The organism is Sorangium sp. So ce375, from assembly GCF_051473855.1.
GTDB lineage: Bacteria > Myxococcota_A > Polyangia > Polyangiales > Polyangiaceae > Sorangium.
Map to the genome: position 1 here is coordinate 3,358,919 of NZ_CP150335.1, position 15,056 is coordinate 3,373,974.

Here is a 15,056-nt window from a genome sequence, read left to right on the forward strand (position 1 = left end):
CGAGCGGCTCGCCGCGGTAGCCTTCGCGCGTGGCGCCGCTCGGGATCGATCTCCGCACACGGACGACCCTTGTCTGCGGGGCCCTGGCCCTCGCCATCGCGGCGTCGACGCTGCTGCGAGGCCGCGTCCGCCGCGTCCACCTCTTCTTCGCCGCGTTCGCCGCCGACGTCGGGCTCTGGTACCTCTCTCAGTCGCTCTTCGGCTTCTTCCAGGCCTCGATCTGGGAGCGCTTCACGGCGATCCTCGCCGTGCTGCTCCCGCAGTTCGCGCTGCAGCTCTTCGAGGCGATGATCCCGCATGACGCGGATCGGCGCTCGCGCCTGCTGCGGTTCGCGGGGGTGCTCGTCATCCCGCTGTTCGTCCTCGTGCTGGTGAGCCGCGAGCCGGGCTCGTGGCTCGACTGGCTCACGCGCGGCTGCATCTTCCTCTACGTCTTCGCGCTGCTCACCGCGGGGCTCTACACGCTCGGCCAGCGGGGCAAGCAGAGCTCCTCGCGCGCCACGCAGCGCCGGGTGCGGTTCCTCGTCGTGATCGGCGCGCTCGCCGGGCTCGCCAGCGTCGCCGACTTCGCCTGGTTCCTCGGCGCGGAGCCGCCGCCGGTCGGCGCGGCGCTCTCGATCGTGTTCCTGTTCGTCCTCGCCCAGGCCCTCCGGCACGAGCGCCTGCTCGACGCCTACGAGATGCTCGCCCGCCTGCTCGTCGCCACGGCGGTCGCGTTCCTGATCGCGCTGATCTTCTATCTCCTGCTCACGTTCATCGGCGGCTTCAACACGATGTACCTGAACGCGGTGCTCGCCGCGATCGTGATCCTGGTGCTCTTCGACCCGCTGCGGGAGCGCGTCGAGGAGCAGCTCCAGCGCGTCTTCCTGCGGGAGCGGTTCGACCTCGACCGCTCGCTGGCGGAGGCCAGGCGGCGCCTCGTGCACACGCTCGAGGTCGACGAGATGGGCTCGATCGTGATGAGCGCGCTCGAGCAGTCGCGCCGGGTCACGGCGGCGGCGCTCTACCTGCGCGATCAGGACGGGACGGGCTTCGACCGGCTCGCCTCGCTCGGGCCGCGGGTCCCGGAGCGGATCGAGGTCGCGACCGCGAGGGCGCTGCTCGATCGCCTCGATCGGGGGCCGCTCGCGATGGAGGAGCTCGAGCGCGAGGCCCGCGAGCGGCGCGCGCGCCGCAGCCAGAGCGACGCGGACGACGACGGCAACTTCGCGAGGCGGACGGAGGTGCGGCCCCAGGTCCCCGAGGACGCGGTGCTCGCGGCGGCCGAGGTGCTCGGCAGCCTCTGCTCGGGCGTGGTGCTGTGCGCGCGCGACGAGCAGGGCGAGCCCATCGGGCTCTTGGTCGTGGCCGACACGCGCGTGCGCGACGCGTTCTCGCCCGAGGAGCTGACCCTGCTCGAGACGCTCGCCGCGCAGATCGGCGTCGTCCTGGAGAACTCGCGCCTCTACGCGCAGATGAAGGAGCGAGACCGGCTCGCGCTCCTCGGCCAGATGGCCGCCGGGCTCGCGCACGAGATCAGGAACCCGCTCGGCGCGATCAAGGGGGCGGCGCAGCTGCTCGCCGATCCCGTGCCGGAGGCGCAGATCGACGCGGCGTCGCGCGAGTTCCTCGGGATCATCCTTGAAGAGGTCGACCGGCTCGATCGCGTCGTGGGCTCGGTGCTCGATCTCGCGCGGCCGGCGCAGGGCTCGGTCGTCCCGACCGACGTGAACGCGATCGTGCGCCGCACCTTGCAGGTGCTCTCGATCGAGCGCAGGAACGACCAGCTCGAGGTCGAGGTCACGCTGGATCCGGATCTGCCCCGGGTCGCCATCGATCCAGAGCAGCTGCGGCAGGTGCTGATGAACCTGTTCCGCAACGCCGTCCAGGCCATGAAGGGCCGGGGCAAGGTGGTGATCTCGACGCGCGTCCGCTTCGGGCGCGGCACGCGGCCCGGCTCGGGCTCCGACGAGCCGTTCGTCGAGCTCAACGTCACCGACAACGGCCCCGGGATCTCCCAGAAGGTGCTCGCGAACATCTTCCTGCCGTTCTTCACGACGAAGGACAAGGGGACCGGGCTGGGGCTGTCGATCAGCCAGCGCATCGCGCAGAGCGCCGGCGGTCGCATCGAGGTCCGGTCGTACGAGGGGAAGGGGAGCACCTTCGCCGTGATCCTCCCCGCCGCGGTCGACAAGCTCGGCGCGCCGGCGACGCCCGCGGCGCTGACGCCGGCCGAGGTGGCCCCGCAGGAGCGGCCTGGCTGAGGTCGGCGCGCTCCGTACATGCCCGCGGCGCCTGTGCGCGCGTCTCCGGCCGCGCTGCGCCGAGCGGGGAGCTCAGCCGTAGCGCGACGTCATGAGCCGCTCGAGCCCGGGGTGCTCCCGCACGAGCGCGAGCGTGTGCTCGGCGTGTCCGTGCGCGTAGCCGTTGCCGATGTAGAGGTCCACGTCCTTGCCGATCCCCTCGGCGCCGAGGGCGGCCGCGGTGAAGCTCGTGCTCATCGCGAAGAAGTACGTCTTTCCGCGGTCGCGCGTGGCGACGATCGCGCTGAGCTCCACGCCCGGGACGTTCACGCACGAGAGCGTGAGATCGGCGCCCGCGTCGCCCGTGAACGGCAGCACGGCGTCGCGCACCGCGATGGGGTCGCGCGCGTCGAGGACCGCGACGTGGTCGCAGATCGCGAGCGCGCGCAGGTCGGACGCGAGCTCCGGAGACGCCTCGATCCCGATGACGCGCCCGGCGCGACCGACGCAGCGCCGGGCCTCGGCGGCGCACAGGAGGCCCGATTTCCCGCCCGCGCCGAGCACCACCACGCTGTCGCGCGGGCCGGCGAGGCGCGCCACCTGAGGCGCCGCGCCGGCGACGTCGAGCAGCGCGAGGGCGAGCCGCTCGGGCATGTCGGTCGGCATCCGGGCGAGCGGCGCCGACGCGAAGAGGATCGCGGTGCCCTCGACGTCGATCTGCGCGGACGCGGGCCGCACGGCGATGATCCGGCGGAGCGAGAGCGGCGTGAGCGACAGCGACGCGAGCGTCGCGATGCGGTCGCCGACGGCGACGCCGCGGTGCTCAGCGAGCGAGCCGACCCGGCGTACGACGCCGAGCAGCATGCCGCCCGAGCCGGTGACCGGGTTGTGCTGCTTGCCCCGGCGCACCACCGTCTCGAGGACGAGCCGCGCCACGCCGTCCGGGCTGCCGCCGGAGGCCTCCTCCATCTGGCGGAAGCTGGCGGCGTCGATGTTCAGCGTCTGCACATCGACGACGATCTCGGTCTCGAAGTGGCGCGAAGCGTCGGCGTCCAGCCGCTCGGCTGGCTGCGGCATGGCCCCTGGTGGATCGAGCACGCGGTGCGTGCCCAGCGGATCGCCTGCGGCGAGGGTGCGTTGCGTCGCTTCGGAGCTCACGCCGAGGCCGTTCAACATGCCGGGCATGAAAGCAAGGGCAATGCGCCGAGCGGGCGCAGGATTCTCCGCCGAGGCGGCCCGGCGCACCCGCCCGGGGGTACGTGGACCTGGATAGCGGGACTATCGACCGCGTCGACGGAGCCGGGCTGTCTCTTTCCCGCAAATTGGATACACTCACGGGCGCCGAGGACGTCTGCCGGCACCCTCGCGGCGGGCCCCTGGGGCGGTCGAGGGAGGGGAGCCGGAGCGTTGCGTCAGGATCGGACGACGAGGACGACGATCGAACGACCGGACGAGCCGACTCATTTGAAAGAATGGACCGGATCTCTTGACCACCTTTGCTCGGTGAAACTAAGCTTTGCCCCCTGCTGGCGCTCCCGTAAGCGCACGAAGGTATTTACTCCCTGCGATGGATAACCACGCTCCCAAGGTGTCGGCAACGCGGCAACTGGCGTTGCGCTTCATCTCCGGGAAGTACCAAGGCGGCGAATTTCCCCTCGGGGAGCAGCAGGAGATCGTCGTGGGTCGCTCCAGCGACCTCGACATGGTCCTCGTCGAGGACATGGTCTCCCGGCGCCATGCCCGGATTGCCTGCACCGAACAGTCGATCGTGATCGAGGATCTCGGCTCGACGAACGGCACGTTCGTCAACGGCGAGAAGATCAAGAAGACAACCCTGAAGGAGGGCGATCGTGTGCTCATCGGCACCAGCATCCTCAAGGTCGTCTCCACCGACCCAGGCGCGCCTCCGGCGCGTCGCAGGATGGACGAGCCCTCGTTGAGGAGCGGTCAGACCCGGTCGATGTCCGGGTCGATCGACGAGATCCCGCTCCCGGATCTGCTCCAGCTCTTCGGCACATCGAAGAAGAGCGGCGTCCTCGTTGTCCGCTCCGACGACGATGTCGGCAAGATCTACCTGCGCAAGGGCATCGTGACCTTTGCGACCATCAATGATCTGACCGACGTCCCGCCGCTGAAGAGCGTCTACCGGATCCTCACGTGGGCCGGCGGGACGTTCGACCTCGAGGCGGCCGAGGAGCGGGTGATGACCGGCGAGATCAGCGCGACGGTGCAGGAGCTCCTCATGGAGGGGCTCCGGCAGATCGACGAGCTGAACAACATCCGCCACCAGCTCCCGGATCTGTCGGCGCGCCTGGTGATCCCCCAGCCGCTCAAGCCGCAGCTCCGCGATCTCTCGCCCGTCGATCTCGACGTCCTCCAGGTCGTCTTCAACCACGGGCACCTCGCGATGGTCCTCAACAAGAGCCCCGCGACGGATCTGGAGACCGCGCAGTCCGTGCTGAAGATGATCAACGCGGGCTACCTCCGCGTCGAGTGAGCCGGGCTGGAGCGCCGGGCGTCGTGAGGCCGCGTGATGCGGCCCGTCGCACCGGTGTGTGCTCTGCTCGGCGGAACGTCGCGCGATAGGGCCGGGAAAAAAGCGGCCTCCGGCGCGCCCTCGCGCGCCGCGCTCTCAATGGCGCGGCGCGCGGAGCGGGTGGTGTCAGGACTGCGACGTGCCGCGCTTCGCGGCCGGGTCGACGGCCTTGCTCGCGAGGCGGAGCGACACGGCGCGGGCGTGCGCCTGCAGGCCTTCCGCCAGGGCCAGCTTCTCGATGATCGGGCCCTGCGCTCGCAGCGCCGCGCTGGAGTAGCGGATGAGGCTCGCGCGCGTCACGAAGTCGTAGACCCCGAGCGGCGCTCCGAAGCGGGCTGAGCCGCCGGTCGGGAGCACGTGGGACGGCCCCGCGAGGTAGTCGCCCGCGGCGACCGGGGTGAGCTCGCCGAGCAGCGCGGCGCCGAGCGTGCCGATCTCCGAGAACAGCCCCTCGGCGTCCGCGACGTGGAAGGCCACGTGCTCGACCGCGAGCTGATCGGCGATCTCGGCGAGGCGAGCGCGCGAGCCGACGACCAGCGCCGCCGCGTGCGTCGAGAGCGACGCCTGGACGATCGTGCGCCGCGTGAGCTCGGGGAGCGCCGCGTCGAGCTCGCGCGCGACCGCCTCGGCGAGCTTCGCCGAGGTCGTCGCGAGGAGGGCGTAGGACGCCTCGTCGTGCTCGGCCTGCGAGAGGAGATCGGCGGCGACGAGCCGGGGATCGGCGGACTCGTCGGCCAGCGCGAGGATCTCGCTCGGCCCGGTGATGCCGTCGATCGACACGTCCCCGAAGACGAGCCGCTTCGCGCAAGCGACGTAGGCGTTGCCGGGGCCCACGATCTTGTCGACCGGCGCGAGCTCCGGGAGCCCGTAGGCCATGGCCGCGATCGCCTGCGCCCCGCCCGAGTCGAGCAGGGTCGTCACGCCGGAGAGGTGCGCCGCGGCGAGCGTGGCGTCGTCGGCCGACGGGCTCGCGAGCACGATCTCTTGCACGCCGGCGATGCGCGCGGGGATGGCCGACATCAGCACGCTGGACGGGTAGCGGGCCTTGCCGCCCGGCGCGTAGACGCCGACGCGACGCAGGGGGCGCACGCGCATGCCGAGCAGGACGCCCTCCTCCTCGTAGCTGAAGCCCGCCTGCAGCGCGGGCCCGTTCGCCGTCGTGCTGGCGGGGCCGAGGTCGCCCGCGTCGCGCTGCCGCTCATGGTAACGCGCGATCCTCGCGGCTGCGGTCTCGAGCGCGGCGCGGACCTCCGGCGAGAGCCGCGCGAGCGCCTCGGCGCCGCCGAAGCCGCCCTCCGCCTCGGGACCCGCGTGGCGGACGAGCGCCTTCGACGTCCTCCGCTCGAACGTCTCGATGTAGCGGAGCACGGCGGGAGTACCCCCCCGCCGCACGTTGTCGATGATCTCGGTCACGGCCGGCGTGACGTTCGCGAGATCGCCCGTGCCGCGGGTGCGCAGGGCTGACAGGGTGGACTCGAACTGAGGCGAACCTTCGATGTAGATGGGCAGCATGGCTTGATATGGACCGGCGCGGTGGAATCTCCGCGCGGACGGCGACACCCCGTACCACACCACCCCGGCCGCCGGTACGTCGGCCGCGCGGCGGCCGACGCTCCGCGCGGCTGAGACTGCAGCGCACGTCGCGCGGAGCTCGCACGTCGCTCCGCGAGTTCCACGACCCGAGCGGATCGAGTAGGGTCGCCCGATGCGGTCCGGCTCGTTTGGCCTCGCCTCCACCGCGCTCTCGGTCGTGCTCCTCGCGCTCACGCCTGCCGCGCTCGTCGGGTGCCCGGAGAACTCCTGCTTCCTCAAGATCTGCCAGGGCAGCAGCTGCCGCTGCTCGATCTCGTCGTGCGGCGAAGGCGCCGGCTTCGACACGACGCAGAACCGCTGCCGCTGCCTCAAAGGCTACCTCTCGGTCGCGGGCCAGTGCCTCACGCCGCAGGCGGCGAACGCCTACTGCGGCGTGGGTCGCCACTACGAAGCCGGCGGGTGCGCCCCCGATCGCTGCCGACCCGGCGACGAGATCGACCAGAGCACGGGCTACTGCGTGTCGCGCGAGCAGGTGGCGTCCAACATCGGCGTCGCCGTCGGCGCCGGGCAGAAGCTCGGATGCCCGCCCGGCCAGGAGCTCGTCGTCGACGGCCCGACCGCCGCGTGCGTCCCGCTCTCGCAGACCTGCGCGCGCGACGAGGTCTGGACCGGTCAGGCGTGCGCGAAGGTAGGGCGGTGCCCAACGGGCGCGATGTGGGATCCCGCGCTGGCCCAGTGCGTCCAGTACGCGCAGGGCTCGGGTCAGAGCGAGCTCACGGTCAACGTCGGGCAGTGGGCGTCGGCGAACTACGGGCCCGACGGCGGCATGGGGACGAGCGGCTTCTGCGGCGCCTTCGCCAAGAAGCCGTACAGCTTCGGGATCGTCGAGGGGGCGTCGGCCTACGTCCGCGCCACGGTGATGATGTCCTTCCCCGAGGGCGAGATCGCCCGCGGCGTCGTGCAGGCCGTGACGGTGTTCGACGCGAGCGGGAACCCGGTGCCGCCGCGCGGCGCCGCGGAGGTCGACGCGGCGGCGCGCAGCATCTTCGGCACGCTCGTCCTCGGTGGCGGGCGGGCGAGCGCGCCGACGTCGTCGACCACCGTCCGGTGCGCGGTCATCCACGCCGGAAAGCCGCAGCCGGTCCCCGCAGTCGGAGGTTTGTAACGCGGCGTGCCGCGTTACAAACGCGACAGCGTGCTCACGACGCGCGTGGCGGGGAGGGCGCTGAGGCCGACGCAGCTGACGACCTTGCCGCGCTCCACCACGAAGTTGCTCGCGGAGGGCTCGATCTTCGCGAACTCGACGCTCAGGCGAGCCCCGTCGTAGGTCGCGCGCAGGGGGCGGCCCTCCACCGCGCTGCGGACGTCCTGGCAGGTGCCGCGCGAGCGGGCCGGATCGAACTTGCGCGACTCGGGGGCGATGAAGCGGAGACGATCCTCGACGGCGAACACCCCGGTCTCTCCAGCGATTTCCCGCAGCGAGAAGCGGGCCTCGCCCTCGGCATAGTCCTGCGGCGCGAACTGCTCCGGGCGGCGGACCCGGAACTCGAGCGACTCGCCGGCGAGGACGGCCTCGAGTTCGCGCCCGTTGCCGACCCAGAGGCCGGTCAGACCGGCGAGCGGCGACGGCTGCGGATCGGCCGCGCTGGCCGCCGGGGCGGGGCTGCTCGCGCTGGCCGCCGGGCGCTCGCCCTGCGAGGTCACCCGCCGGCGGCCGCCGTGCGGCCTGTCGAGCACGCCCAGACCGAGCAGCGCGGCGGCCCCGCCGAACATCACGAGGGCCCCGGCGCCGATCGCGAGCCACGAGCCGCGCGCGCGCTGCGACCCCGAAGGCCCGCTCGCCGGCGCCGCGCCCGACGGCGATCGCGCCCCCTCGCGGACCTCGTCGACCGTCGTGGCCGCGGGCGGCGGGCGGCTCGACACGCCGAGCGGCGCCGAGGTCGCGGCCGGCGCAGGGTGAGCGATCGCGTCGAGCGCCGCGACCATCTCCTCGCAGCTGGCGAAGCGATCCGCCCTGTCCTTGGCGCACGCCTTCTGAAGGAACGCGTCGAGCGCCGGCGGGACATCGTGTCGCACGGCGCTGACCCGGGGGAGCGGCTCCTCCGCGTGCTGCCGCATGATCTCGATGTCGCTCTCGGCGTCGAAGGGCACGCGGCCCACCAGCATCTCGTAGAGCACGACGCCCAGCGCGTAGATGTCCACCCGCTTGTCGAGCTCACGGCGGCCGAGGACCTGCTCCGGCGACATGTAATAGAGCGATCCGATGATCCCCTTGGTCAGCCCGCGCCCTGCGAGCGCGTCCGCCTCGGCCTTGGCAATACCGAAGTCGGTGACCTTCGCGACACCGTCCTTCTTGCGGATGAGCACGTTCGCCGGCTTGAGATCGCGGTGGATCACCCCCTCGCGGTGCGCTGCCGCGATGCCGGAGGCGATCTGCCGGAAGATCGAGAGCGCCTCGGGCAGGGGCATCAGCCGCCGCTCCTCGGCGTACCTGGCGAGCGCCTGCTCCAGGCTCTCCCCGTCGATGTACTGCATGACGAGCCAGAGGTCGTCTCGCTCCGCGACCACCGCCTTCAGGTGGACGACGTTCGGGTGATCGATCTGCGCCAGCGCGCGGCCCTCGGCGAGCGTCCGCGCGCGCACGTCGGGCCGGTGCCCGAGCTCCTGGCGCACCGCCTTCAGCACCACGTGCAGGCCGGTGTGGACGTCCCGAGCGAGGTAGACGACCCCCATGCCGCCCTCGCCGAGCACCCGCTCGACCACGTACTTCTGATCGACGAGCGTCCCCGCCGGCAGGTGACCGCCCGCGCGCCGCGGCAGCGAGCCCGCCAGCGGCGCCGGGACGACGTTCGGCGCGCCGACGTTCACCGCGGGCCCGTTCGCGCCGCCGGCCGCGCGGGCCGACAAGCTGGCCCGCTGCGCCGGATCCTCGGGCAGCAGCGCGCCCAGCAGCGGCTGCCCAGGCACGGTCGTCCGTGGGCCGGGCGCAGCAGGCGCCGAGGCTGCCGCGCCGACGCTGGGCTCCTTCAGGGCCAGCGACGCGCCGCACGCCACACAGAACCGGGCGGAGCCCGGGTTCTCCGCGTTGCAGACGAGGCACCTGGCCATGGCGGGGTCGGCTCGATCCACGGCGCGCCTGACGAGCAGCGCGCCGTGGACGCTACGTCAGGTCCAGTGACCCGCGCGGAGCGCCGCGGAGTCGATGGTCTTGATCTTCGGCGCGAGCGCCTCGCGGAAGATGGCCTCGTCGTCGTCGTCGAGGCCGCTCTCTCCGAAGCCGGACGCGACCTCCATCGAGGTGGCGAGGATGCGCAGGAACTGCTGGAAGCTCGACGCACAGAGCTCGGGCTTGAGCGTCTCGGTCCCCGTCATGCAGGTGAACACGGGGCAGTCCCCCTCGGCATCGAGCTTCGAGATGTCGAGGAAGTAGGGATCTCCCAGCAGGGCGCTGCGCGCGATGAGGATCCAGCTCTTGCGCCAGCCTGGGAGGGAGCTGTCGCCGCCGTTCGCTTGCTGCTCGGCCGCGAGCTTCTCGGAGGGGATGAGGCGTACACGCTCGACCGGAGTCACCGTCTCGACATCGAGCGGGTCGGCCTCCTGCAGGAAAGCGCGGTACCTGGCCGGCACCCGCAGCGTCTTGCGCAGCTCTTCCACCGCCGCAGGAGCCGCCTTTCCGAACCTCGCAGGGATGCCTCTTCGGACAAAGGCATCCTTGAGCGCCGTAACCGACTCGGCAAGGTCGCTATCCACCGAACATCCCTTCCTTTGCAAGTCCACCGGGACAGCCCGCTGGGCGGGCGCCCTCATCGCTTCGAGACCACTTTGCGCCCGGGGAGAGCGCCGGCGCGCACCCGGAGGAATACCCCGCGCCGGGCCAGGTAGTGTAACAGAAAAACGATGGTCGACGTTGCGTACGCTGAGAGTCGATTCCGGCCCCCCGAAATCGCCCACCGGTACGGTCCGGGCGTGCACCTGCTCGATGATCCGCTCGCATGGACTCTGCTGGCTCGAGCCTGCTCCCCGGAGACGGTCCAGCCCGACGTCGGGCGTCTCGTCGGGGTTCTCTACCAGAACCTGGCGCGCGCCGTCCTCGCCGCCGAGCTGGGGCGCGCGCGCGTCGACGTCCCGACCCGGATGATCTCCTCCCACCCCGAGGCCGTCTATCGCGGCACCGCGCTTTCGCGCGCGACAAAGGCCGTCACCGTGGGCATCGCGCGCGCCGGGACGATGCCCTCCCAGGTCGTCTACGAGCTCTTGAACGAGGTCCTCGACCCCGCCCTGGTCCGGCAAGATCACCTGTTCATGAGCCGGCAGACGAACGAGCAGGGCGAGGTCGTCGGCGCGACCTGGCACGATGCCAAGATCGGTCGTGACGTCGAGGGGCGCCATGTGCTCTTCCCCGATCCGATGGGCGCGACGGGCTCGTCCATGGTCAGCGCCATGACCTATTACAAGACCGCGCTCGAGGGGCGGCCGGCCAAGTGCATCGCCATGCACCTCATCGTCACGCCCGAGTACATCCGCCGCGTCACCGAGGCCCACCCGGACGCGATCATCTACGCGCTCCGGCTCGATCGCGGCCTCTCGCCGACGCGCGTCCTCAAGACCGAGCCAGGGACGCACTGGGACGAGGAGCGCGGCCTGAACGGCATCCAGTACATCGTCCCTGGCGCCGGCGGCGTCGGCGAGATCCTCAACAACGCCTGGCTGTGAGCGCGAGGCGTCGCTGCGCCGCGCCGACGCGGGTCGTCAGCGGCCGCGCTTCGAGCGGCGGTTGTGGCCGGCGGCGAGCGCGCGGTAGTCGATCTCCGCGTGCGGCCGGCTCACGGCGGGGCGCAGATCGCTGCAGAGCCGCGTGAGCTCGGCGACCATCGCGCCGAGATCGCTCGCGCCGGCGGCCCTGCGCTGCGCGAGCTCGCCGTAGGCGGCCTCGAGCGAGGCGATGCCCTTGCCGGAGACGTGCCCGCGGCGCGACAGGTCGACGTAGCTGCGAGCGAGCGCGACGCTGTCGAAGTTGTGGGCGACGACCAGCGACTGCGCGACGCGGAGCACGGCGTGCGCCGCGATCCGGTCGTCCTCGTGGAGCACGAAGGCCGCCTGCAAGTAATTGTAGAAGGGGACGACCCGGTCGCCGAAGATCCGGAAATCCGAGGGCGAAGACTGCCGGTCGAGGTGGATCAGGATGCGCTCGACGACGGGGCCCTTCTCGACGTAGCTCGCGAACCGGATCGCATCGAGGATGGTGTCGTCGTAGGCGTGCCCGAGCCGCATCACCTCGCCGAGCTCCAGCGGGGTGACCCGCCCCTCGCAGACGTCCGCGTACAGCGAGTAGACGAACGCGTCGGCCTCCGCGTCGTCCCCGAGGAGCACCTCGCGGATCAGCGCGCCGCTCGGATCGCGCTGATCCGCGAGCTCGCAGCGCCGCTGGAGCAGCGCGGGCAGCTTGTAGCCGAGCTGCCCTCGCAGCGCGCGGAAGCGCAGCCGGAGGATGTTCTGAAGGTTGGGCTTCAGCGTGAGCGACGCCCAGCGCGCGCCGTCGAGCCGCAGCTTCTGCTCGATGCGGGAGCGGAGCTGCTCCGGGCTCCCCGAGAGGATGTGGGTCTCGACGCCCGCGCGGCCGAGCTCGCGCAAGAGCGACCCGGCGCCCGGCACGGTGCGCTTCTGATCCGGCCGCTCGATCGCGGTCCGCACGAGGTCGCGCAGCGTGTCGAAGTCGGTCCTGAGGTAGGTCTTGTCGAGGTCCCACCGCGCGATGAACGGCGCGCGCGCCGGCGGCGCCGCAGCGCTCGCCGGTAACCGGGTCCCCCGCGATCGTTCCTCGTCGTTCACCGTCTCTCGCTCAGCGCGCCATCCATTCGCGCCGCATCTTGTCGAGCGACTGGACCACGTCGCTGTCGGCGCCCTGCCGCGCGAGGTCCATCGCCTCTCGGAGGTACATCGACGCCTCGCTCGTGCGATCGCGCTGGTGCGCCACGTGCGCCAGCGCGCCCAGGACGAGCGCGCGATCGGGCCCGCCTGGGCCGGCGAGGTCGAGCGCCTCGCGCAGCACGCCGTCGGCGTCGGTCAGATCGCCGGCGCGCGCGAGCGCCTCGCCGAGCTTCCGGCTGAAGATCAGGACCGCGCGCACCGGATCGTCGAGCTCGCCGCGGAAGATCTCCCTCCGCGCCAGATCGAGGCCGCGGCGCAGCGCGAGCACGCTGCCGGCGCTGTCCCCGCGCGCGGCGGAGCGGTCCGCCGCCTGCTCGAGCAGCATCAGCGCGACGAACGCGTTCTGCGCGTGGTAGGCGTGAATCGCCTGCACCTCGAGCGGCAGCGCGAGCGGGTCGCCCGCGCTGTCGAACGTCGCCTTGGCGTGCAGATCACGCCGGACGCCGGCCGGGATCGTCGCCAGCGTCACGTCGCGGAGCAGCGGGTGCGCCGTGCGGATGCCGCTCGAGTGCTCCTCGATCATGCCCGCCGCCGCGAGCTTGCCGAGCAGATCGTCGAAGGCGCGGATGTCCGGGAGCAGGCGCTGCAGCGTGGCTCGGTCCGCCGCGTCGCCGATGACGGCGAGCGCCTGCAGCGTGCGGCGCGCGTCCTGCTGCAGCCGCTCGATGCGCGCGGCGACGAGGTCGGCCATCCGCGCGGGCGGATCGCTGCCGCCCTCGAGCGTGTAGCGGACCAGCTGGTCGATGTAGAGCGGCGGCACCGTGGCGGCCTCGCCGCCGAGGACGGCCGGGGTCGACGCGCTCGGCGGCAGGGCCAGCGGGGTTTGATCGGCGGCGCCCTCCGGCGGGTCGCGCCGCGGCGACAGCCGCAGGCCGCCCATGCTCGGTGGCGTCTTGCGGGCGGCCCGGTGATCCAGGCCCACGCTGCTGCGGAGGAGCGAGAGCGCGATGTCCTTCGGCAATCCGCCCAGCGCGCGCACGGACCCGCCCCAATCGGGATCGAAGCCTGGCGTGTGGCTGGCGACGATGAGCAGCGCCGCGAGCGGCGGCTCCGCGATCACGTCGGCGAACGCGTTCCGGCTCGCGCCGTCGACGGCGTGCAGGTCGTCGATCGCGAGCAGGACCCGATGAGGGAAGGCGGTCTGCTGCGCGCGGGAGAGCGCCCAGCGCAGGGCCTCGGCGGCGATGAAGCGGCGGTCGTCGGGCGACAGGCCCCCCGCCGTGGGCTTGTTCCAGGCGTGCCGGCGCACGTCGCTCCCGCGGTCGCCCTTGCCGAAGATCTCGAGCAGCCCGCGCCGCGCCTCCGGCGTCGCGCCGCTCCAGTTCGACGCGTTGCCGCCGTCGGGCGGGAGCTCGGCGAGCCCGGCGATCGCCCAGCGGAGCGCGTAGTAGCCGACCTCTGCGCCCCACGGGTCCGGGCCGGTCTGGATGACGATGTCGCCCCGGCTCGCGGCGACGTCGAGGAACTCGCGGAGGAGCCGGGTCTTGCCGACGCCGTGCTCGCCGACGATGCGCGCGGCGACGACCGAGCCCTCGACGTCGGCGAGGCAGCCGTCGAGCCACGCGAGATCCTCCTCGCGCGCCGCGAACGGGAGCGGGAGCGGCGGCGCCGAGGGCGCGCGATCGCGCCGCGCGGCCTGAGGCGCCGCGCGCGGCGCAGGAGCTGGCGAGTGCGCCTGGGCGATCCTGGCGCCGCACTCGCCGCAGAACTTCTGGCCGCGCGGCACGATGGCGCGGCACGAGCCGCAGATGACCGTCGCGTCGGAGAAAGAGAAGCGGCCCGAGGGGGTGTCGAACGTCCCGACCGCAGCGCGCAGCGCCGCCGCGAACTCGTCCGCGGACTGGTAGCGCCGGGCGGCGTCCTTCTCGAGCGCCCGCAGCGTGACCTCGACGAGCGGCTCGGGGATCTCGCGCTCCGGCGCGAGAAGCGCGGGATCGGGCGGCGGCAAGGAGAGGTGCATCAGCACCACCTGCGTCGGCGACTCCGCCTCGAAGGGGAGCCGGCCGGTCAGCAGCTGGAACAGGATGACGCCGCACGCGTAGAGGTCGCTCCGCGCGTCGATCGGATCGCCGCGCCCCTGCTCCGGGGCCATGTAGTCCGGGGTCCCGCAGACGATGCCGGGGCTCGTGATGTTCGTCGTCGCGACCTCCCCCTTCAGCTTCGCGAGGCCGAAATCGACGACCTTCACGAAGTCGCCGCCCGAGCGCATCGGCTCGAGCACGATGTTCTCGGGCTTGAGATCGCGGTGGATGATGCCGAGGTGGTGCGCCTCGGCGAGCGCCGCGAGCACCTGGCAGAGGATGTCGACGATGCGGCGGAAGGGGAGCGGGCCGTCCTCGTAGACGACGCGGGCGAGGTCGCGCCCGCGCAGGAACTCCATGACGAGGTAGAGCTGCCCGCCGTTCTTACCGAAGTCGATGACCCCGACCGAGTTCGGATGGTTGAGGCGGCTCGCGGCGCGCGCCTCGGTGATGAACCGGACCGACGCGCTCTCGTCGCCGAGCAGGTGGGGATGGATGATCTTGACGGCCACGGTGCGCCCCAGGGCCTTCTGCTCGGCCCTGTACACGCGCCCCATGCCGCCCACCCCGACGAGCTCCAGGATCACGTAGTTGCCCGGGAGCGTCGTCCCGATCAGCGGATCGTCGGACGTCCGGTTGAACTCCGAGATCGGGAAGCCGCACACCGGGCAGAATTTGTGCGCCTGCTCGCACGGATTCGCGCATTGCGGGCAGACCACTGTGGACACGCGCGGGACCTTACCACGTTCGGGATAACGATTGGAGTCGAGGTCTCCCTCGGCCCGCGGGCGGCGCCGTCTGGAGGGGGCGGGGGGG

General features: G+C 72.2%; 10 protein-coding genes. 4 read left to right on the top strand and 6 right to left on the bottom strand.

The annotated features are described in order from the left end of the window. The first annotated feature begins 29 nt into the window (after positions 1–29). Positions 30–2,243 (top strand): ATP-binding protein, encoded by a 2,214-nt coding sequence (locus WME90_RS12745; RefSeq protein ID WP_437281376.1) that lies wholly within the window; start codon positions 30–32, stop codon positions 2,241–2,243. A gap of 72 nt (positions 2,244–2,315) precedes the next feature. On the opposite strand, the gene WME90_RS12750 is transcribed toward WME90_RS12745, so the two are convergent. Beyond that, the gene (locus tag WME90_RS12750) at positions 2,316–3,398 is read right to left on the bottom strand and encodes an L-erythro-3,5-diaminohexanoate dehydrogenase (RefSeq protein WP_437281377.1); all 1,083 of its coding nucleotides are present in this window, start codon (positions 3,396–3,398) and stop codon (positions 2,316–2,318) included. A gap of 391 nt (positions 3,399–3,789) precedes the next feature. Here WME90_RS12750 and WME90_RS12755 point away from each other — a divergent pair, with 391 nt between their 5' ends. Then, positions 3,790–4,719, top strand: coding sequence for a DUF4388 domain-containing protein (locus WME90_RS12755; RefSeq protein WP_437281378.1), 930 nt, complete (start codon positions 3,790–3,792; stop codon positions 4,717–4,719). Positions 4,720–4,884: 165 nt separating this feature from the next. On the opposite strand, the gene hisD is transcribed toward WME90_RS12755, so the two are convergent. After that, complete coding sequence (gene hisD, locus WME90_RS12760) at positions 4,885–6,270, bottom strand: histidinol dehydrogenase (protein WP_437281379.1); 1,386 nt, start codon at positions 6,268–6,270, stop codon at positions 4,885–4,887. Positions 6,271–6,463: 193 nt separating this feature from the next. On the opposite strand from hisD, the gene WME90_RS12765 reads away from it, so the two are divergent. Then, positions 6,464–7,456 (top strand): hypothetical protein, encoded by a 993-nt coding sequence (locus tag WME90_RS12765; RefSeq protein WP_437281380.1) that lies wholly within the window; start codon positions 6,464–6,466, stop codon positions 7,454–7,456. Positions 7,457–7,470: 14 nt separating this feature from the next. Here the strand turns inward: WME90_RS12765 and WME90_RS12770 are convergent, their stop codons facing one another. Together WME90_RS12770 and WME90_RS12775 are read right to left on the bottom strand one after the other, a co-directional pair. After that, the gene (locus WME90_RS12770; RefSeq protein ID WP_437281381.1) at positions 7,471–9,399 is read right to left on the bottom strand and encodes a protein kinase domain-containing protein; all 1,929 of its coding nucleotides are present in this window, start codon (positions 9,397–9,399) and stop codon (positions 7,471–7,473) included. A 57-nt stretch (positions 9,400–9,456) separates the two neighbouring features. Further along, the gene (locus tag WME90_RS12775) at positions 9,457–10,041 is read right to left on the bottom strand and encodes an SMI1/KNR4 family protein (RefSeq protein ID WP_437281382.1); all 585 of its coding nucleotides are present in this window, start codon (positions 10,039–10,041) and stop codon (positions 9,457–9,459) included. Between the two features lie 147 nt (positions 10,042–10,188). Between WME90_RS12775 and WME90_RS12780 the strand changes: the two genes are divergently transcribed. Further along, entirely contained in the window at positions 10,189–11,004 is an 816-nt protein-coding gene (locus tag WME90_RS12780) for a uracil phosphoribosyltransferase (RefSeq protein ID WP_437281383.1), read from the top strand. Between the two features lie 36 nt (positions 11,005–11,040). Here WME90_RS12780 and WME90_RS12785 read toward each other — a convergent pair whose 3' ends face one another. After that, positions 11,041–12,120: a hypothetical protein gene (locus WME90_RS12785; protein ID WP_437281384.1), complete on the bottom strand. Its 1,080-nt coding sequence runs from the start codon at positions 12,118–12,120 to the stop codon at positions 11,041–11,043. 10 nt (positions 12,121–12,130) lie between these two features. Next, positions 12,131–14,968 carry a serine/threonine-protein kinase gene (locus tag WME90_RS12790; protein ID WP_437281385.1) on the bottom strand — a complete coding sequence of 946 codons (2,838 nt, stop codon included), beginning with the start codon at positions 14,966–14,968 and terminating at the stop codon, positions 12,131–12,133. Positions 14,969–15,056: the final 88 nt, after the last annotated feature.

Bases quoted from the DNA above. Each gene is read 5' to 3' on its own strand.
- WME90_RS12755 (WP_437281378.1), top strand. From the start codon at position 3,790: ATGGATAACCACGCTCCCAAGGTGTCGGCAACGCGGCAACTGGCGTTG.
- WME90_RS12750 (WP_437281377.1), bottom strand. From the start codon at position 3,398: ATGTTGAACGGCCTCGGCGTGAGCTCCGAAGCGACGCAACGCACCCTC.
- WME90_RS12770 (WP_437281381.1), bottom strand. From the start codon at position 9,399: ATGGCCAGGTGCCTCGTCTGCAACGCGGAGAACCCGGGCTCCGCCCGG.
- WME90_RS12765 (WP_437281380.1), top strand. From the start codon at position 6,464: ATGCGGTCCGGCTCGTTTGGCCTCGCCTCCACCGCGCTCTCGGTCGTG.
- WME90_RS12780 (WP_437281383.1), top strand. From the start codon at position 10,189: ATGGTCGACGTTGCGTACGCTGAGAGTCGATTCCGGCCCCCCGAAATC.
- hisD (WP_437281379.1), bottom strand. From the start codon at position 6,270: ATGCTGCCCATCTACATCGAAGGTTCGCCTCAGTTCGAGTCCACCCTG.